Here is an 18,984-nt window from a genome sequence, read left to right as displayed (position 1 = left end):
GCGGTGGGTGTCTGACGAGCCGTGGGTCAGACGAGCGCGCTCGCCGAGTCGTCTGACGGCTGTGCGAGTTCTCGCGGTCCGAAGACCTCGGCGACGCGTTTCAGCATCGCGGTCGCGTTGTCGGTGTCAGGCAGGAGGTAGGAGCCCTCGGTCCATTCGTTCCACGCGTTGATGGTCACCTCGCTGTACGGGTTGCCAGCACGATCACAGAAGCGTCGAGCTCTGCGAAGCGCATTCGCGAAATCGTCCGGCGTGGGGTCCCAGATGGGTGGGTACGGCAGTGCGGTGCGTGTGAAGGCAGCATCTGCGGCCACTCTCGGTGACGCATCCCATCCCACCGTGACATTCGGGTGAAAAGGGACGCCGAGCTCGTCTTGGTAGGCCTCGTATTGCGCGAACACCTCGTCGCCGACAGCCTCCCAGGGGCCGCCCGCTGGAAAGGGGTGGAGGCTGGTGTCGATGTGGTGGATCCAGACGTAGGAACTGGCGGACCGGAAACCGAGCTCCGCCACGAGACCAGCCGGGTTCTCGAGCGGGATCTCTGCCGGCAGCACCGCGAAACCCCAGACGACGGCGTCGAGATGCACTCCGGGCAGGCCAGTCTTCCGGGTCTCGGCATCGAACCAGCGCAGCGCGTCGGCTGCTTCCTGCACGCCTCCCATGCCCCGCACGAAGGCACCCACCTCATAGATGGAGAACCGGGGTCGTCCATCGATGAGGGTGTAGCGCGGGTCGGTGAAGTAGCTGTCGATGACGTGGCGCGCCATCCGCTCGAAGGCATCTCGTCCGATCGTCCCGCTCTTGAGACGCTCCGGCGGGGTCACGAGATCCTTTCGCGGGAAGATGTCGAGGAGATCGTGATTCGCCCACATCAGCGAGAATTCGACAGCGCCCGGGTTGTGGGCGGGAAGGTATCCCTCGTCGAGGGCACGTTGCAGGTAGGGCCCGTCGTCGTACCAGTAGTAATCGAAGATGAAGCCATCGACGCCGTGTCGGTCGGCGAGGGCGATCTGGTCGGCGAATACCGCTGGGTCTGCCTCGTCCGTGTACCCTCCTGCGGGCACTCGCGGCTGGCGGTGTCCGTCGAAGCGGGGGAGGCCGGCCCGTACCACTTCCCACTCGTCCCACCCTGGTCCGAACCAACGCTCGTTGCGGCTGTCCGCGTGATAGTCCGGAAAGTAGTAGGCGAGAACCTTCGGGCGGGGAGATGCACTCATTTGATTGCTCCATTGGAGAGGCCTCTGCGGAATGTTCCTTGCAGGGCGAGGTAGAAGACGATGATGGGGAGGCTGATGAGGACGTTGGCCGCGAACACCTTCGGAGTGTCGACGAGCCTTTGACTCTGGAAGTAGGTGGGTACCTGGGTGACGACCTTGATGTCGACGTCTTGGAGGAACAAGAGCGGAAGCAGGTACTCGTTCCAGGCCGCGAGGAAGGTGAAGACCGCGACGACGGCGAGGATGGGGCGACACAGCGGGAGCAACACGCTGATGAAGGTGCGCCAGGTGCCGGCACCGTCGAGTGTGGCGGCTTCGAAGACTTCGACGGGTATGGCCCGTATGTAATTGCCGCCCACCAGGAAGCCGAACGGTACTGCGAGCGCGGTCAGCGGAATGATGACCGCCCAGTAGGTGTCGAACAATCCAAGGCTCTGCACGAGGCTGTAGACGGGGACGACCAGTGCGATGGCGGGCATGGTGAGGCCCGCCAGCACCAGCACGGTGATGACGGTGCTGCCTCGCGGCCGCAGGATGACCGTGCAATACGCCGCTGCAATGGAGAAGGCCAGCACCAGCGCGAGGGTCACCGCTGAGATGACTGCACTGTTGATGAGGAATCTCAGGAACGGGGTGTCTTGCAGGATCACAACGTAGTTAGGAAGACCCTGACCCTGGATGGAGACCTTGACGATCATCACCAGTGGGACGGCGACGACGATCACCGCAAGGATGATGAGCGCCTGGCTGACGATGCGGGAGACGAGGGTTTGGTGAAGGAACATCAGTGCGCGTCCTTCTGGGCGAGGCGAACCTGGAGCACGGCGAAGACGAGGGCGATGACCACCAAGGCGACGGACAGAGCGGCACCATAGCCGGCGCTGAACTGGGTGATCACCTGACGGTAGATGTAGGTGGAAAGGAACTCGGTCTCGACTCCCGGGCCACCGGCGGTGGTCAGGAAGACGAGGTCGAACGTCTTCAGAGCGCTGATCACTCCGAGCACGATGAGGACGAGGTGCGACCCGGACAGGAGCGGTGCGATCACGCTGCGGAGCATCCCGAACGTCGAGGCGCCGTCGAGGTGAGCCGCTTCGATGACGCTGGGATCGATCTGAGCCATCGCGGCGTCGTAGATCACGAAACTGTACCCGGTGTATTGCCAGACGTTGATGACAACGAGCGTGAGAAGAGCGGTGCGTGGATCCGCCAGCCAAGGCTGCGCGAACCCGTCGAGACCTAGGGCGCGAAGGAAGCCGTTGAATTCGCCGTCGGGAGTGAGCAGCAGTCTGAACGAAGTGGCGACGATGGCCGGCGAGATCACGACTGGGATGAAGAGCAAGGTGCGCAGGATCCCTCTGCCCCTGGTTCTCGTGCGAACGAGAACAGCGAGCATGAACCCGAGGACCATCTGGTTCGCCACGGTAAGGGTCGCGAAGACGAGCGTGTTGCCCAACGACCTCCAGAAGACAGGGTCCTCAACCAGCTTGATGTAGTTGGACCCGCCGACCGGAGTGTGTGAGGGGGTGACTCCAGACCAGTTCCACGTCGAGTAGACGCCGTTGGCCACGAGACTGTAGTGCACCACGCCCACGATGAAGATCAATGCCGGCAGGGCGAACAGGCAGGCTCGAAGATCGGCGCGGGCCGGTCGGGTGCGCTTCACCGGGGCCCAGTGCGGTCGTTGCGCCCGGCCGGGGTCAGTCTTTGTCAGCTGCATGGTCATGTCGTATCTCCGTCAGGGACGGGAGCAGGCTGTAGGGCCTGCTCCCGTCGGGGTCACCGGGAAAGCGTGGCGGAGACGTCCTGGACGGACTTGAGCGCGTCGGCCGAGCCGGACGTACCGGCAGCCACGGCGGACAGTGCCTGGCCGAGGGCCGTCTCGAGCTCCGGGTACGGAATCTGGCGGTAACCGATGAGGTCCCCCAGACTGTCCTGCTGCTCGTCGATGTTCGCTACCTGGTCGGGTGCGACGACATCGTCGGTGGAGACGGACACGTCAAGCAGGGCGGGAAAGTTCGCCACCGAGGCCTGGATCTCCTGCCCCTTCTCTCCGGTGAGGAAAGACAAGAATTTCCAGGCCGCGTCCTTGTTGTCGCTGTTGCTCGAGATCGCCCATCCGTTGTCCGGACCACCGAAGGCCTGGGTCGGCTCGCTCGACGCAGTCGCGGCGGGGAACGGTGCGGAGAGATAGACGCTATCGATCGGAGTGGACACCGTCTGCTGCGAGACCTCGACGCCGGTCTTCGTCATGGTACCGGGGGTGTTCCAGGTTCCCAGTGCGATGAAGGCGGCCTTCTTCTCCAGGAAGGCAGAGAATGCGTCGGGGTACTCGCCCACCGCTGTGGCTCCCGGGGCGATGATTCCGTCGCTGAAGAGGGAGGCCCAGACATCCATCGCCTGGATGAGATCCGGGTCTGTCCAGTCGATCGCGCCGTCGATGGCGTCGTAGATCGCGCCCGGAGCGATGCTGTTCGCGAGGGAAAGGTAGACGTCGAGGTTCGCCCAGGCGTCTTTGGCTCCCTGGGCCAGGCAGTCGTAGCCTGCGGCGCGGATGGTGGCGCAGGTCGCTTTCCACTCGTCGACGTTCTCCGGGACTGTGGTTCCGGTGTCGGCGAGGATGTCGGAGTTGTAGTAGATGAATCCCGCGGCGCTCATGTAGGAAGGAAGCGCGACTTGCTTGCCCTCGCTTTGGAGTTGGGTGAGTCCGAGGGGGTTGTAGTCGTCGGCCCACGTGTCGCCCCACGAAGCGCTGGCCAAGGGCGCAAGATCCTCGACGAGGGCACCGTAGTTGCTGACCGTCGCCCCTGGGGCGAGCTGGAGCACGTCGGGTCCGTTGTCGGAGGTGAGCGCAGTGCGCAGGTTGTTGAGATAGTCGCTGTTGGAGTAAGACGTGAACTCGACGGTGATGCCGGGGTTGTCGGCTTCGAAGGCGTCGATAGTGGGCTGACTCTCGGAAGCGTTCCATCCCCACCATGAGATGGTGACAGGGCCGTCTGACGCCGAGGTGTCGCCGCTCGCCGCACATCCGGTGAGGATGAGTCCGGCTGCGGCGGCTACGGCCGCTACAGCCGTCCAAGGTCGGGTCGATCGCATGAGTTGCTCCTTTGCAGTGGGGAAGTGGGGGTGTCGGGAGTGAGTCAGGTGACGAGGCGGGTGACGCGGTGTCGCCCGGGATCCACACGCCAGCGATAGCGGGGTGACGCGCCAGCCAGCGGCGCGGCCAACGGCGGCTCCGTCTCGACTGCGGTGAGGGTGAGTTCGACGCCGTTCAGCAGCACCCGTTCTCGCGGCGACACCGCGAGAACGATCGTTGCGGAGCAGGAGGGCGGCAGCTCGATATCCCACTCGAGGGTGCTGCCGTCATACGACCATTCGCTGCGGATCAGGCCTCGAGGTGACTCGAACGAGGCGGCGACGTGACCCACGGCGGCGTCGACTGCCGGTTCCATCTCGAGATCAGCGAAAGCGAGAGAGTTCCGGGACTGTCGGATACCGGCGGCGTAGGCGTAGAACCATTCGTCGATGGATCCGAGCGAGTAATGATTGAACGAATTCATCTGGGCCGACTGGAATCCGTCGGTCGTCGTCCAGCCGTCCCACCGTTCCCAGATCGTCGTCGCTCCGTGATCGACCGAGTACAACCACGAGGGGTACTCCCGTCTGCGTGCCAGCGCCCACGCGAGATCTGACCGGCCGATGAGGGACAGCGTCGGCAACAGCAGCGCCACCCCGATGAAGCCGGTCGTCAGCGCGGGGCCGCGCCTTTCGACGGCATCGACGAGCCGCGAGGCCACCAAGGGGAGCTCCCCGGGGTTGATGAGGTCGAAGGCGAGCGCGAGACAATAAGCCGTTTGCGTATCGCTCCGCAGTACGCCTGTCGAGCTGTCGAGGAACTCCCGCCTGAAGGCGTCGACGACTTCGAGCCGGAGGGCGCGAAGCCGCGCGGCCTCACTCGTCGCGTGCAACACATCAGCTGCAGCTGCCGTCAGTTCCAGGCTACGGGCGAAATACGCAGTAGCGAGTAACTCGCGATCGGTTTCCTCCTCGACGCCGAGCCAGTCCCCGTAGTTGAGGCCGGCCGCGTGACGCCAGAGGTGGTCGGGGTTGTGACGGTCGATGTGGCCGATCCACGCGAGCATCGACTCGAATGAGTCCTGCAGAACTCGAATGTCACCGTACAGGCGGTAGAGAGTCCACGGCACGATGACACCCGCGTCGCCCCAGCCAGGGGCTGCTTGCTGGGGTAGACGCAGACGTGGGGCGACGTCGGCGAAAGCCCCGTCGTCGTCCTGCGTGTACCGCACGTCGCGCAACCAGCTGGTGAGGAAAGCGGAGACATTGGCGTTGTAGGCGGCGCTGGGCAGAAAGACCTGGGCATCGGCAAGCCAGCCGAGGCGCTCGTCGCGTTGCGGGCAGTCGGTCGGGATGCTCACCATGTTGCTTCGAAGCCCCCAGACGATGTTGGAGTGAAGCTGATCCAGACCCTCGTCATTCAGGGTGAGGGTGCCGACCTCGCGATTGTCGCTTCTGACGGAGACTGCTTCTATATCCCGATCGGTGAGTGCGGCCACATCCCCGATCAGTTCCGCGAAGCGGAATCCGTGACTGGTGAACGTCGGCGCGAACGTCGCCGAGCGGCCGCTGGAGACGAACCGATCCGTGGCCTCAGCGGTGCGGAGGTTGTCGACGTAGAGGTCACCTTCCGGTGTGATCGTCTCGCCATGCCTGATGGTTATCGAACCTCCGCGTTCGAGTGACGACACGGTGACGTTCAGCCTGCCCACGAGGTTCTGTCCGAAGTCGACGAGGATGCGATCAGGCTCGGAGTGCACGATCCTGCCGGCCCTGTGTTCGATGGCCCGGATGGGTGGGCGTGGCGTGGACGTAGGAATGCTGGATCCGATGTCTCGGGCGCGCACCGGCACCCACGATGAGTCGGCACCGCCCGGAAGGGTCCAGTCCCCCAGGTCCACCCGGTCGTCGACGTACTGACCCATGAGGAGGTCCGCGAAGCGGATGGGCCCCTCGGAGCTGGCCCACCCTTCGCCGCTTGCCACGACATCCTCCGACCCATCGGAGTAACAGAGGTGGGCTTGTACGAGCAGCTCCGGCTCGGCACCGTAGTGCTCCGCCTGTCTACGGCGATCGAAGCCGACATACCCGTGCCACCAACCTGCGGCGACAGTTGCACCGAAGGCGTTCGGGCCGACGCGGAGCGCGTCCGTGATGTCGTAGGTCTGGTACTCGACGCGATCGGAATAGTCGGTCCAGCCAGGCTCCAGCTCCCGGTCGCCGACTCGCTCGCCGTTTGCGAACAGCTCGTAGACGCCTCGAGCCGTCACATGCACCACGGCTCGTTCCAGGTCACGCCGCACCGTGAATTCGTGCCGGAAATACGGCGTCGGGGGCAGATACCGTACTGCGTACGACAACCCGTCGTCGGAGGGTGGGTCGGCGCGCACCACGGACTGAGGCCCGCTGGCGATCCACTGTGCTTGCCATCGGCCTGCCCCGACCAACCCGGTCAGGAACACCGACGACGTCCTGGTGGAGGACCCGTCGGAACTGCGCACCTCGACGCTCCACGCATAACGCGTATTCGAGATGAGCGAATCCTCCCCGTGCCGGATCCCGGCGGTGAGGGGAGTCATCCACTCACTCTCCCAGGCGTCGACCGCAGACCGCGTGCCATCTCGCCACACCCGCACTCGTACGGCTTCGGGAGCCGAGTCGGCGGCGTTGCTCAACGACCACGATAGCCAGACAGCGCCAGCCACACCGGTGGGCTCCACGAGCTGATCGCAGAGCAGCGAGAAGGCGACCTGGCCATCGGTCATGTGGTCGTCTCCGATCTTTCTCGAGTGCATGCTCCATGAATCGATTCATCAATAGCGTGAGACCAACCTACACAAGAGCGCCAGGGAAGTAAACAGGCCGTATCAGGAAAATATGTATCGGTTCATATCAGGCACTGCGTCGGAGGATGAGCTCAGGCTGCAATCGCACCGTCTGCGGGCTGAATGCAGAGCCGAGCTCGGCCTGTTCATGGAGCAAGGTCACCGCAGCGGTCGCGATCTCCTCGACAGGCTGGCGCACCGTCGTCAGAGGAACGGTTCCGGTGGCGGCGAAGGGGATGTCGTCGTAGCCGATCACTCCTATCGCCGCAGGAACCTCGAGGCCGGCCTGGGTCAGCGCTTGAATGATGCCGAAGGCCATCTGGTCGTTTGCCGCGAACACCCCGTCGGGCCGGAGCGCTTCCGGAAGTCCCACGATCTGCAATCCGACCGACAACCCGTCTGAGACGGTCATGTCAGAAGTCTCGATCACCTGAAGGCTGACCCCTTCAGCCTTGGTCACCGCATCACTGACGCCGGCGAGGCGGTCTGACACCTGCGCCAGGGGGCCACCGGTGAACAGCAGCCGTCGGCGGCCAGAACGAATGAGATGCTCACCCGCGAGCCGGCCACCTTCGACTCCGTCCAAGAAGACGGCCGAGAACCCCTCGTGCCGTCCTACGCTGTCGAACAACACAATCGGTACGCCCCGGCGTCTCATCGCCTGGAGACGCTCGGAGACCCCGCTGTTCGGGGCGATCATGAGTCCGCGCACCTGCTGCAGCTCGAACAGCTCGATGTACCGGTCTTCACGCTCGGGGCTGAAGTCGCTGCTACCCACCAGCACGGTGAAACCGTCACGCTCGGCCTGCGCCTGAGCAGCGTGGGCTACCTCTCCGAAAAAGGGGTTCGTCAACGACAACGTGATCAAGCCGTACGTGCGGCTCTGCTTCTGACGCAATTGGCGCGCCAGGTCATTGCGAATGAAGCCCAGCTCTGACATAGCACGCTGGACTTTGACGCGATTCTCGTCCGACACATAGTCAGGTCGGTTCAGAACGTTGGAGACGGTGCCTACCGAGACGCCCGCGCGAGCGGCGACGTCCCGAATCTTCACCACACCGTTGCGCCCCGTCGGAGATTGCGTCGAGTCGGCCATTCGCCTATCTTCGCGCACACCGCTCCAGATCTCCGTGCGAAGGCCGCGTGCAGGGAAGTCTTCCGCCGGGGCACGCGCCCAGGCTCGCCCGGTAGCCTGGGGGCGGATGCGACGAGAGGGAGTGCCGATGTCACGCCGCGACGAGATCGAATGCTGGCTCACCGATATGGACGGTGTGCTGGTGCACGAGAACCACCCCATCCCCGGGGCGGCCGAGCTGCTTCAGCAGTGGCGCGACGAGAACAAGCCGTACCTGGTGCTCACGAACAATTCCATCTTCACGCCGCGCGATCTGAGTGCGCGGCTACGCGCATCCGGCCTCGAGGTGCCGGAGGAGTTCATCTGGACCAGCGCGCTCGCCACCGCCGCCTTTCTCAAAGACCAGATGCCGGGCGGCAGTGCCTTCGTCATCGGCGAGGCCGGCATCACGACGGCTCTGCACGAGGCCGGCTTCATCATGACCGAGACGGCACCCGACTACGTCGTGATCGGCGAGACCCGCAACTACTCCTTCGAGGCGATCACGAAGGCCATCCGTCTCATCGGGCAGGGCTCGCGGTTCATCGTCACGAATCCGGATGCGACGGGGCCGAGCGCTGAAGGCCCGCTTCCGGCGACGGGGGCGATCGCCGCCCTCATCACGAAGGCCACGGGCAAGGAACCGTACGTCGTCGGCAAGCCGAACCCGATGATGTTCCGCTCGGCGATGAACCGCATCGGGGCGCACTCGGAGAACACCGGCATGATCGGCGATCGCATGGACACCGACGTGGTGGCCGGCATCGAGGCGGGGCTGCACACCATCCTCGTGCTCACCGGCATCAGCGACCAGGCCGAGATCGCCAAGTACCCGTTCCGGCCCGACGAGATCATCGACTCGGTCGCCGACCTGCTCTCGAACGAGCTCATCGAGACCGAACTCTGACGGCATCTTCCGAGCTTCGCGGCTAGAGCCGAGCGGGGAGCATCCGGGCAGGATGGAGGCATGACCACTCCGCCCCCGGCAGACCCCGTCGGCAAGCCGCGCCTGAACGTCGTCGGACTCGTCTCGCTGATCGTCGCCCTCGCCGGAATCGGCTTCGCCCTGGTGCCCGCCGTGGCTCCTGTGGGCTGGGCGCTCATCGCGGTGGGGCTCGTGCTCGGCATCGTGGCGATGTCGCTGCGCGGGCGGAGCCGGGGGCTCGCCATCGCCGGGCTCGCGGTGTCGGCGCTCGGGATCGTCGTGGCGGGCGTGGTGATCGTGGTGTCACTGATCGGGTCGGCCCAGACCTTCCCGTCGCCCTTCCCGTCGGCGACGACGTCGCGCGAGGAGAGCCCCGCTGCGAGCACCGGCGACGATCCGTCCGGCAGCATCGACGACCCGCTTCCGCTCGGCACCCCTCTCGAGCTCGAGGGCTGGACGTACACGATCGACGACGTCGACGCCGACGCCGACGCCTCGACGGTCGAGGCGCAGATGACCGCGTCGGGCAACTACTTCGTGCCGCTCGCGGCCGGGCAGAAGTACATCGTGATGAGCTACTCGATCACGAACGACGGCGACGCACCCGCCTACCCCGCCGAGGTGGTGACCACCCCCGTCTCGACCGACGACGACGACCTCAACGTCGACCTCCCCCGCTACGTGCTCGACGACACCAGCCTGCTGCCGCCCGGTGACACCCGGATGCTCTCGGTCGCCTTCCTCGTGCCCGAGGACTCCCAGCCGCTCCTGCGCGTCACCCCGAACATCGTCGCCGACCCCGTCTACCTGCAGCCGTAGCGGATCGAGCAGACCCCGCCGCGCCCGCTTCGGGGAGTCCCCGCGAGACACGCCGCGCCGCTGAGCGCTCGGCTCTCGGGGTGCGACGAATGCTCCGGGTGTGCGTTCTGCGGATAGTCGCCGTCGTCGCGCTCGATGCAGACCGGGAATGAGTTGCCCGCCGAATCGGGGGTGGTAGGCCCGAAAGCGTCACGGAAGAATCCGCGACCGCGCGAAGGGCAATCCAGGTGGCCGACCAGACTCGAATCCGCGGTGTGCACCAGCTCACCGACGGCGCTCTCGCATCCCGGGCCGCCGACGGCGACCCGGAGGCCTTTCGGCAGCTCATCGTCCGGCACTCCTCGCTTCTGCGCGCCTACGTCATCCGCATCGTGAGGTCGACGGCCGAGGCCGACGACGTGGTGCAGGAGGCCTTCCTCATCGCGTGGCGGCGGCTGCCGGAGCTGCGCGACCCCGAGGCCGTGAAATCCTGGCTGATGCGCATCGCGAGCCGCGAGGCGTTCAGCCACCTGAGACACCGGGCCGCCGACATGCCGCTCGATCACGTCGTGGAAAGACCCTCCCCCACCCTTCAGCCTGAGTCGTGCGTGGTTCACGACCTGCAGCTGAAGGCCCTCGCCACTGCGCTCGACCGGCTGCCCGAGGCCCAACGGCAGAGCTGGCTGCTGCGCGAGATGGCGGGCCTCGGCTACGCCGAGATCGCGGAGGAGCTGTGCGTGCCCGTCAGCACTGTTCGCGGCATGATCGCCCGGGCCAGGGCGAGCATCCTGGTGCAGATGGAGGCGTGGCGATGACCGACCCCGCCCGCGCCGCCCTCGACTGCGGCAAGACCGTCGAGGAGCTGAGCCTCTACCTCGCCGAGGGCCGCACCCCGCCCGACACCGAGATCGAGACCTGCCCCGACTGCCTCAACGCGCTCGAGAACCTCGCCCGCCTCGGTGGTCTGTCCCGGGAGCTGCTGCGGCATGACAGCGACAGCCTCGCGCCCGCCTCCGACCGGTGGATCGACCGCCTCATGACAGCCGTGCACGACGAACTGCGCGCGGGCCGCGACATCCCCATCCAGCACCCCGACCCGCGCGTGCACATCACGGTGAGCGAGGGTGCGGTGCGCGCCCTGCTCAGGGCAGTCGGCGACGAGGTCTCGGGGGTGCACGTCACCCGCACGCGCATCGACGGCGACGTCGAGACGCCGGGGGCGCCGGTGACCGTGTCGATCGCCATCGCCGCGGAATGGGGCCGGCCCCTGCAGGAACTGGCGGAGGCGGTGCGCACCGAGGTCTTCGACGCCCTGGTGCGTCACACCGACCTCACCGTCACCGCGATCGACGTCACCGTCGACGAGCTCTACGCCGACCCCACCGGAAAGGACCCGTCATGAACGACCTCAGCACCCCCGTCTCGCCCGGCACCGGGTCGCCCACCGCCACGGTGCTCGCCGTCGACGGGGTCGTCGCCGTCTACCCGGCACCCACGCCGCTCGGCACCCTGGCCGCCCTGGGATCGCTCATCGGCAACACGCCCGTGCGGGAGCAGCCGCGCGCCGAGGTGTCCGTCTCCGCCGGCACCGACGGGCCCGTTCTCACCGCCCGTATCGGCACCCGGCAGGATGCGGGGGCGGCCGCCACGGCACGCTCGGTCGCCGACGCTCTGCTGCTGCAGCATCCGGAAGCGCAGATCTCTGTGAAGGTCAGTCGCATCGAACGCACCGTCGCACCCTGATTCTCCGGGGCCGGGAGGAGCGCCGTAGGGTGTTCTGATGCCCTCCGAGACCCGACCAGCTCCCTCCCCCGCTCTCCGCGACGGCCGCCGCGTCGCGCCGTGGGTGTTCTGGCCCGCGGCCGTCCTGGTCGTCGCGTTCAGCGCCTTCGCCGCATTCTTCCCCGACGCGGCGGGTGTCTTCTTCGGCACCATCCAGACCACCATCGTCAACACCTTCAACTGGTACTACGTGCTCATCGCCGCGTTCTTCGTGGCCTTCGCCCTCTTCGTCGGCTTCAGCCGCTTCGGCGACATCAAGCTCGGCAAAGACGACGACGAGCCCGAGTTCTCGCTCGGCGCCTGGTTCTCGCTGCTGTTCGCCGCGGGGATGGGCATCGGCCTCGTGTTCTACGGGGTGAGCGAGCCGCTCAGCCACTACGTCGACCCGCGCCCCGGTGTGACCGGCACGCCCGCGCAGCTGGCGCAGTCGGCGCTCACCCAGACCTACCTGCACTGGGGCGTTCATGCCTGGGCGATCTACGTCGTCGTGGGACTCGGCCTCGCCTACGCCATCCACCGCCGCAAGCGGCCGATCTCCATCCGCTGGGCGCTCGAGCCGCTCCTCGGCAAGCGGGTGCACGGAGGGTGGGGCAATGCGATCGACACGGTGGCTCTGGCAGGCACGATCTTCGGTGTGGCGACCTCCTTGGGGCTCGGCGTGCTGCAGATCGGCGCGGGGTTGCAGGCCGCCGGCCTGCCCGAACCGGGAACGCTGGTGAACCTGCTCATCATCGGTGTGATCGTCGTCTTCGTCCTGATCTCCGTGCTCTCGGGTGTGAACAAGGGCATGAAGTGGCTGTCGAGCGGGAATCTCATCCTCGCCGCCGCGCTGCTGGTGTTCGTGCTGGTGGTGGGGCAGAGCGAGTACCTGCTCCGGGAGTGGGTGCAGTCGATCGGGGCGTACATCCAGAACTTCGTGGGGCTCAGCTTCACCGTCTCGGCGTTCCAGGGCAGCGCGGGGGAGGCGTGGCAGGCGGATTGGACCTCCTTCTACTGGGGGTGGTGGATGTCGTGGGCGCCCTTCGTCGGGATCTTCATCGCCCGGGTCAGCCGTGGCCGCACGGTGCGGCAGTTCGTGACGGGTGTGCTCGTCGTGCCGACGCTGGTCGGCATCCTCTGGTTCGCCGTACTCGGGGGCTCGGCGCTGTTCCGTGAGCTGCAGAACCCCGGATCGATGCTCGACGCGGCCGGCGAGGTCGACAAGGAGGGGGCGCTGTTCCAGCTCTTCGAGACCCTCCCCGCCACGCCGGTGCTCACCGTGGGTGCGATCGTGCTGATCGCGATCTTCTTCATCACCTCCGCCGATTCCGGGGCGCTCGTGATGGGGATGATCGCCACCGGCGGCGCCCCCGAACCCGCCCGGTGGGTGCGAGTGTTCTTCACCCTCGCCACCGCGGGCCTCGCCATCGCCCTGCTCATCGCGGGCGGCCTGTCGGCGCTGCAGACCGCGGCGACGATCATCGCCTTCCCGTTCAGCATCGTGATGCTCCTGATGTGCTGGTCGACGGTGATCGCCTTCCAGCGTGAGCGGCGGCTCTACGAGCGCGCCCAGCACGCGCAGCTGCTCGAGAAGGTCGGCGAGCGGTACGGGCTGGAGGTGGAGTCGCCGAACGAGAGCGGCCTGCGCCTACGGCCGTGGAGTCGGCGGCGCCGCGAGGCGCCCGAGCACGAGCCGCAGAGCTCGCAGCGTTAGGGGCCGGCGAGCTCGTCGAGGTGGAGCGCGAGGGTGTCGAGCATCTGCGAGCTGGGGGCGGCGTCACCCGTCCACAGGGCGTGCAGAGCGATGCCGTCGAGCACGGCTCGCAGTCGCCGGGTCTCGTGGTCGACGTCGCGGCTGCCCGCGAACATCCCTTCCGCCGTCAGGATGTCGAGCGCGAGCCGGCAGACCCGGTCGACCCCGTCGCTCAGCGATCGCGCGGCCGGTCGCAGCGCGTCGTCGGTGAGCGCCAGCACGCCGAGCTGCACCTGCGCAACGAGCTCGGAGCGGCGCTCGGCATCGAGCGGCAGCAGCTCGCCGAGCATCGCGTCGACCAGCGCCCGCCCCGTCAGGTCGAGAGATCGGATGCGCGTCGTGGCCCTGGCCTCGATGAGTTCGAAGCAGTACACGCGCAGGGCCTGCTGCGTGGGGAACACCCGCCTGAGCGAAGCCGCAGCGATCCCGGCTTCGGCCGCCACCCCGCGCACCGACAGCGCGGCGAGGCCGTCGCGCTCCAGCACCCGGAGGGCGGCAGCGGCGATCTGCTCGGTACGAGCCTCGGCGTCGATCCTCTTCGGCACGTGTCCTATTCTGCGGGTCGGAGACCCGCCTCGGGCTTCTTCGGCCAGATCGTGTAGCTCACGGCCCAGACCACGTCGATGCCGAAGACGAGGGCGAGGATGCCGAAGTACCCGGACAGGGCGGCAGTTCGATCGGGGTCGCCGACCGCCACGATGACGGCACCGAGGATTCCGGCGGCGATCCCCACCGCGAGCAGGGTGCGCAACACGTCGCGCCAGCACTTGGCGGTGTAGCGGGAGCCGGTGAGCTTCTCGGGCGGCGGCCCTCCGGCGAAGCGGTGCTGGAAGCGCACGTCGGCCCACGCGACCATGCGCGAGCCGTAGGCCACTGACACCCCGATGTAGATGGCGGCTATGCCGTGCTGCCACGACGCGGTCGCCCCGCCGAGCAGGTCGACGGCGACGAACACCAGCAGAACCGCATCGATCACCGGTGCCGCGAGCAGCAGTCCCGCGCCGAGGCGGGGCTTGCGCAGCAGGTACCGTGCAGCCAGTCCGCCGAGGATCGCCACCCAGAAGGCGATCTCGCACGACACGATCACGATGAGCACCATGAGCCCGCCCCTCTTTTGTTAGTACGAGTGTACTCACAAAAATGGAGCGGGCTCAGGTGGCCAGGATCAGCTCCCGGCGAGGTTCTCGCGCGAGTGCTGCACCTGGTCGGTCACCTCGTCCTTGGCGGTCGTGGCCTCGGCCTTGATGTTCTCCACAGCGCCGCTCGCGGCGTCCTTCACCGCGGCTGCGGCCTGCTGGGCAGGCTCCTTGAGGTGCTCGCCCATCTCCTTGGCCGCGTCCGTCGCCTTGTCGACGAGCGGCTGCGCCTGTTCCTTGAGGGTCGACGCCACCTCCTTCTCCTTCTCGGAGGAGGGGATAAGCGACGCGGCGAGCAGGCCGACGCCGAAGGCGATGAGACCCACGGCGAGCGGGTTGCCCTCGGCCTTCGACGCGACCCGGCCCGTGGCGCCCGCGACGGCGCCCGCCGCGGAGCCCACGGCCGAGGCACCGGAGTCGACGGCGGAGTCGGCGACACCGAAGACGCGGTCTTTCACCCCGCCGACGGCCTCCTTCACCTTGTCGGTCTGGCGGTGCACGATCTTCGACGGGGTGACCTTGTCGGCGAGAGCGTCGACGTCGCCGCCGAGCTCGCGACGGGTGCGCTCGATCTCAGCGCGGATCTCTTCTGGTGTGTCGCTCATCGGTTCTCCTCATTCCTCTTCAACGTCTCCGGGATCTTCTTCGGCGAGTCGACGGTCTTCGGAGCGCCGTCGACCTTCTTCAGCTGCGTGCGGCCGACCGCGAACAGGATGAGGGCCACGACCGCCCAGATGACGGCCACGCGGGCGGGTAGCCAAACGGCCGCGAATGTGCTTGTGCCCGCTCGCGCCGGGTCGGCGCAGACTGGAACGGTGCCGAAGAGCAGCGAGACGGATGCGCGCCACAGCCCGCGCAGACACCGCCCCCGAGTGAGCACCTCCTCACTGGCGGGCGCCTCGGTCGTGCTCGTCGCCGACCTCGCCGGCGTCACCGCCGTCACCGCGACCGGCTTCCAGCTCGCCCGAGCCGGAGACCCGGCCCGCGGTGTCGCGGTCTGCGCGCTCGTCGCCTTCACCGCGTGGGTCCTTGCCGTCGTAGCCGTCGTCTCGGCGGCCAAGGGCGTCTCGTCCCGATCGGCGCGACGCTGGGTCTGGGTGGGGCTGCTGCTCAACTCGGCGGGCTCGCTCGGCATCGCTCTCGCAGCGGCGGTCGCGGGCGGCGCCGAGGAGCTGGCGACCGGCGGCACCCCGGCGCCCGCTCTCGTCACGGCGCTCCTGGTCGCCGTCGGAGGGGCGCTGGTGAGCGCCGGCTACCTGTGGTTCCTGCGCCGCGACGCGCACCCCGATCCCGCTCCTGGGGAGCGGCTCGCCGCGCGCATCGACTAGCATCGCCGGGTCGCTGCGAACTGCGCCGCCCGCTCGGGCGCGCGGTTCCGCCCACCGCCGTGCACCGCATCCGTCGCGCCCTGCGAAATGCGCAAGCACGAAACACGCAGGCGACGGATTTCGAGGCGACCCGCCCACACGCGCCGCGACCGGTCGCGCAGTATTGACGACACACCGCACCACCACCCGATACCCGAAACCTCCGAGGAACATCCCGTGAACGCATCGAGCCCCACGACCGCGCGGCGCCGCTTCGCACCGTCGGCCGCCGGCTACCTGATGCTGCTGCCGGCTCTCGCCGTGATCGTGCTGCTCGTCATCGTGCCGATGCTCATCATCGCCCGCGACAGCTTCGCCATCAGCGACCCCCTCGGCGGCAACCTCGGTGGCTTCACCCTCGACAACTACACGAAGCTGATCGACCCGGTCTACGCCAAGACCCTCGGCTACAGCCTCGGCATGGCGGCCCTCAACGCCGTGGTGTGCACGGTCGTCGGATACATCGTCGCCTACTACATCGCCACCCGGCCGGCCTCGCGGCAGCCGATCCTGCTGGTGCTCGTCATCATCCCGTTCCTCACCGACTTCCTGGTGCGCACCTTCGCGTGGATCACCCTGCTCGGCTCGGGCGGCCCGTTCATCTCGCTCGCCAGGGCGCTCGGCGTCGACGCCCAGTCGCTCGTGCCGTCGCAGCTCGCCGTCACGCTCTCGCTCCTGTACGCCTTCCTCCCAGTCGCCGTCTTCCCCATCTACGCCTCCATGCGGGCGATCGACCCGTCGCTGAAGGAAGCGGCGGCCGACCTCGGCGCGGGCTGGTTCCAGACCCACGCCAGAGTGTTCATCCCGCTCTCGGCCTCGGGACTCGCTTCGTCGGTGATGCTCACCTTCGTCCCCACCCTCGGCGTGTTCGTCATCCCTGTGCTTCTCGGCGGCGGTAAGGACCCGCTCGTCGGGAACCTGATCGTGACCCTGTTCACCGAGTTCCGCAACGAGCCGCTCGGCGCCGCACTCTCGATGGTCGTACTCGTGCTCATGCTCGCCTCGGTCGCGGGCGCCGGCCTGGTGCTGCGCGCCAGGGGCCGCGCGTCGCGCCGCACCCGGAAGGAGGCGTGATGGACCGCCTGACCTCCTGGATCGCCCGACTCGTCTTCGTCTTCCTCTACCTGCCCATCGCGGCGCTCATCGTCTACTCCTTCAACTCCTCCGAGGTGAGCTACCGGTTCGACGGCTTCACCTTCCGCTGGTACGCCGAGCTGTTCCGCGACCAGCTGCTGCTCGACTCGCTGCGCACGAGCGCCCTGGTCGGCCTCATCGCGGCGCTCGCGGCGACGGTGATCGGCTTCCTCACCTCGTTCGCCCTGGTGCGCTTCAGGGTGAGGGGTCGCGCGTTCTTCATCGGCGCCATCCTCATCCCGCTCATCGTGCCCGAGATCGTGCTGGGTGTCGCGATGCTCACCGTCTTCAGCACCGCGAGCATCCCGACCGGCCTCCTCACCCTGGTGCTCGGTCACATCGTCATCACCCTCCCGCTCGCGACCCTGGTGATGATGGGCGCGATGTCGTCGCTCGACCCGAGCCTCTCCGAGGCGGCGACCGACCTCGGCGCCTCCCCGTGGGTGACCTTCCGGCGGGTGCTGTTCCCGCTGCTGCGCCCCAGCATCCTCGCCGCCTTCCTGCTGAGCTTCACCACCTCGTTCTCGAACATCGTCATCTCCACCTTCACCGCCGGCGTCGGCACCACCACGCTGCCGCTGCGCATCTACTCGACCCTGCGTACGGGGCTCACACCCGAGCTCAACGCGCTGGGCACGCTGCTCGTCGTGGCGACCCTCGGCATCATCCTCGTCGTGGGCGTCTCGCAGATGCGCCGCATCCTCGCCGGGCCTCGTCCGTAGCCCGCACCCTTCCCTGCAATCGCAACCCGACAGAAAAGACCCCAACATGAACAAGAAGTTCCTGGCCCTCGGGGCCGTCGCCCTGGCCTCCGCCACCGTGCTCGCCGGATGCTCGGCGGGCGACGCCTCGTCGACTTCCGCCGGCGGCGACGGCTCGCTCAGCATCTACGCCTGGTCGGGCGAGATCCCCGACTCGGTCGTCGCGGGCTTCGAGAAGGAGACCGGCATCCAGGTCACCGTCGACACCTTCGACAGCAACGAGACCATGATCTCGAAGCTCGCCGCCGGCAACTCCGGCTACGACATCGTCGAGCCCAGCCAGTACGCCGTGCAGCTCATGGTGCAGCGCGACCTGGTCTCCGAGATCGACCACTCGAAGCTCGAGGGCTTCGACAACCTCGCCGAGAAGTTCGTCGACCCCTCCTTCGACCCCGGCAACACCTACTCGCTCCCGTGGGCCTGGGGCACCACCGGCATCCTCTACAACGAGGCCTGCACAGGCGCCCCCGTCACCGGCTGGAGCGACATGTGGAACCCGGCCTACAGCGGCAAGATCTACATGCTCGACAACATGCTCTCGGCCTACATCGCCGGCCTCCAGGTGAACGGGCTCTCCGCCACCACCACCGACCAGGCCGACATCGAGAAGGCCACCGACTCGCTGCTCGAGCAGAAGCCGCTGCTCGGCGGCTACAACAGCACGAACTACGCCGACCTCGTCGGCACGGGTGACGCCTGCATCGCCGAGGCCTACTCGGGCACCACGTCGGCGAAGGCCGTCGAGGCCAACCCCGACGTGCACTACATCATCCCCGAAGAGGGCGGCACGCTCTGGACGGATAACTTCTCCATCGTCAAGGGCACGGCCAACGAGGATGCCGCGTACCAGTGGCTGAACTACACGCTGCGCCCCGAGGTGGCCGCGCTCCTCACCGACGACGCGTCGCTCGCCTCCGCCAACGAGGCGGCCCTTCCGCTCGTCGCCGACCAGTCGCAGGTGGAGAACCCGGCCATCTACGCCCCGGCCGACTCGCTCACCAACTCCGAGTTCATCGTCGACCCGGGAGACGCCCTGGCGTACTTCCAGGACGGCTGGACCCGCGTGCGCGCCTCCTGACGCGCATCCGCCCGCCCTTCCCTCCCACACGGAAACGCAG

At 67.3% G+C, this 18,984-nt stretch carries 20 protein-coding genes; 10 read left to right on the top strand and 10 right to left on the bottom strand.

The annotated features are described in order from the left end of the window. Positions 1–26: 26 nt before the first annotated feature. The 6 genes from ABFY20_RS00835 to ABFY20_RS00810 all read right to left on the bottom strand — a co-directional run bounded on the left by ABFY20_RS00835 (position 27) and on the right by ABFY20_RS00810 (position 8,213). Positions 27–1,217 carry a glycoside hydrolase family 99-like domain-containing protein gene (locus ABFY20_RS00835; RefSeq protein WP_368498054.1) on the bottom strand — a complete coding sequence of 397 codons (1,191 nt, stop codon included), beginning with the start codon at positions 1,215–1,217 and terminating at the stop codon, positions 27–29. Then, positions 1,214–2,002, bottom strand: a complete 789-nt coding sequence (locus ABFY20_RS00830; protein ID WP_368498052.1) for a carbohydrate ABC transporter permease — start codon at positions 2,000–2,002, stop codon at positions 1,214–1,216. Before ABFY20_RS00830 ends, ABFY20_RS00835 begins: the two co-directional genes overlap by 4 nt. Further along, complete coding sequence (locus tag ABFY20_RS00825) at positions 2,002–2,943, bottom strand: carbohydrate ABC transporter permease (protein ID WP_368498051.1); 942 nt, start codon at positions 2,941–2,943, stop codon at positions 2,002–2,004. Before ABFY20_RS00825 ends, ABFY20_RS00830 begins: the two co-directional genes overlap by 1 nt. A gap of 53 nt (positions 2,944–2,996) precedes the next feature. After that, on the bottom strand, positions 2,997–4,313 hold the full coding sequence (locus tag ABFY20_RS00820; protein ID WP_368498050.1) for an ABC transporter substrate-binding protein: 1,317 nt from the start codon (positions 4,311–4,313) through the stop codon (positions 2,997–2,999). A 44-nt stretch (positions 4,314–4,357) separates the two neighbouring features. Further along, on the bottom strand, positions 4,358–7,057 hold the full coding sequence (locus tag ABFY20_RS00815) for a family 78 glycoside hydrolase catalytic domain (RefSeq protein ID WP_368498049.1): 2,700 nt from the start codon (positions 7,055–7,057) through the stop codon (positions 4,358–4,360). Between the two features lie 127 nt (positions 7,058–7,184). Then, positions 7,185–8,213: a LacI family DNA-binding transcriptional regulator gene (locus ABFY20_RS00810; protein ID WP_368498048.1), complete on the bottom strand. Its 1,029-nt coding sequence runs from the start codon at positions 8,211–8,213 to the stop codon at positions 7,185–7,187. A gap of 127 nt (positions 8,214–8,340) precedes the next feature. Here ABFY20_RS00810 and ABFY20_RS00805 point away from each other — a divergent pair, with 127 nt between their 5' ends. The 6 genes from ABFY20_RS00805 (at position 8,341) to ABFY20_RS00780 (ending at position 13,429) form a co-directional block, all read left to right on the top strand. Continuing rightward, positions 8,341–9,138, top strand: a complete 798-nt coding sequence (locus ABFY20_RS00805; protein WP_171707436.1) for an HAD-IIA family hydrolase — start codon at positions 8,341–8,343, stop codon at positions 9,136–9,138. A 60-nt stretch (positions 9,139–9,198) separates the two neighbouring features. Then, on the top strand, positions 9,199–9,975 hold the full coding sequence (locus ABFY20_RS00800) for a DUF4190 domain-containing protein (RefSeq protein ID WP_368498047.1): 777 nt from the start codon (positions 9,199–9,201) through the stop codon (positions 9,973–9,975). A 254-nt stretch (positions 9,976–10,229) separates the two neighbouring features. Beyond that, positions 10,230–10,769, top strand: coding sequence for an RNA polymerase sigma factor (locus ABFY20_RS00795; protein WP_368498046.1), 540 nt, complete (start codon positions 10,230–10,232; stop codon positions 10,767–10,769). Further along, positions 10,766–11,356 carry an Asp23/Gls24 family envelope stress response protein gene (locus ABFY20_RS00790; protein WP_368498045.1) on the top strand — a complete coding sequence of 197 codons (591 nt, stop codon included), beginning with the start codon at positions 10,766–10,768 and terminating at the stop codon, positions 11,354–11,356. The genes ABFY20_RS00795 and ABFY20_RS00790 overlap by 4 nt, the downstream gene beginning before the upstream one ends. After that, the gene (locus tag ABFY20_RS00785) at positions 11,353–11,697 is read left to right on the top strand and encodes a hypothetical protein (RefSeq protein WP_368498044.1); all 345 of its coding nucleotides are present in this window, start codon (positions 11,353–11,355) and stop codon (positions 11,695–11,697) included. Before ABFY20_RS00790 ends, ABFY20_RS00785 begins: the two co-directional genes overlap by 4 nt. A gap of 37 nt (positions 11,698–11,734) precedes the next feature. Next, positions 11,735–13,429 (top strand): BCCT family transporter, encoded by a 1,695-nt coding sequence (locus tag ABFY20_RS00780; protein ID WP_368498043.1) that lies wholly within the window; start codon positions 11,735–11,737, stop codon positions 13,427–13,429. Here ABFY20_RS00780 and ABFY20_RS00775 read toward each other — a convergent pair. The 4 genes from ABFY20_RS00775 to ABFY20_RS00760 form a co-directional block, all read right to left on the bottom strand. After that, the gene (locus tag ABFY20_RS00775) at positions 13,426–14,013 is read right to left on the bottom strand and encodes a TetR/AcrR family transcriptional regulator (RefSeq protein ID WP_368498041.1); all 588 of its coding nucleotides are present in this window, start codon (positions 14,011–14,013) and stop codon (positions 13,426–13,428) included. The two genes, ABFY20_RS00780 and ABFY20_RS00775, sit on opposite strands and share 4 nt — an antisense overlap. 5 nt (positions 14,014–14,018) lie before the next feature. Next, positions 14,019–14,567 carry a hypothetical protein gene (locus ABFY20_RS00770; RefSeq protein ID WP_368498040.1) on the bottom strand — a complete coding sequence of 183 codons (549 nt, stop codon included), beginning with the start codon at positions 14,565–14,567 and terminating at the stop codon, positions 14,019–14,021. A 66-nt stretch (positions 14,568–14,633) separates the two neighbouring features. Further along, a complete protein-coding gene (locus tag ABFY20_RS00765; protein ID WP_368498039.1) occupies positions 14,634–15,209 on the bottom strand; it encodes a DUF3618 domain-containing protein in 576 nt (191 codons plus the stop codon). Further along, complete coding sequence (locus tag ABFY20_RS00760) at positions 15,206–15,349, bottom strand: phage holin family protein (RefSeq protein ID WP_368498038.1); 144 nt, start codon at positions 15,347–15,349, stop codon at positions 15,206–15,208. Before ABFY20_RS00760 ends, ABFY20_RS00765 begins: the two co-directional genes overlap by 4 nt. 70 nt (positions 15,350–15,419) lie before the next feature. On the opposite strand from ABFY20_RS00760, the gene ABFY20_RS00755 reads away from it, so the two are divergent. The 4 genes from ABFY20_RS00755 to ABFY20_RS00740 all read left to right on the top strand — a co-directional run bounded on the left by ABFY20_RS00755 (position 15,420) and on the right by ABFY20_RS00740 (position 18,944). Then, positions 15,420–15,932, top strand: a complete 513-nt coding sequence (locus ABFY20_RS00755) for a hypothetical protein (RefSeq protein ID WP_368498037.1) — start codon at positions 15,420–15,422, stop codon at positions 15,930–15,932. A gap of 216 nt (positions 15,933–16,148) precedes the next feature. Next, positions 16,149–17,045 (top strand): ABC transporter permease, encoded by an 897-nt coding sequence (locus tag ABFY20_RS00750; protein WP_368498035.1) that lies wholly within the window; start codon positions 16,149–16,151, stop codon positions 17,043–17,045. Next, positions 17,045–17,827, top strand: coding sequence for an ABC transporter permease (locus ABFY20_RS00745; protein WP_368498034.1), 783 nt, complete (start codon positions 17,045–17,047; stop codon positions 17,825–17,827). The genes ABFY20_RS00750 and ABFY20_RS00745 overlap by 1 nt, the downstream gene beginning before the upstream one ends. A 46-nt stretch (positions 17,828–17,873) precedes the next feature. Next, on the top strand, positions 17,874–18,944 hold the full coding sequence (locus ABFY20_RS00740; RefSeq protein WP_368498033.1) for a PotD/PotF family extracellular solute-binding protein: 1,071 nt from the start codon (positions 17,874–17,876) through the stop codon (positions 18,942–18,944). Positions 18,945–18,984: the final 40 nt, after the last annotated feature.

It is taken from the genome of Herbiconiux sp. A18JL235 (assembly GCF_040939305.1).
In the GTDB taxonomy this organism is placed as follows: Bacteria; Actinomycetota; Actinomycetes; order Actinomycetales; family Microbacteriaceae; genus Herbiconiux.
Note: the sequence above shows the minus strand (reverse complement) of the source record. Positions and strands in the feature narration are given on the sequence as shown.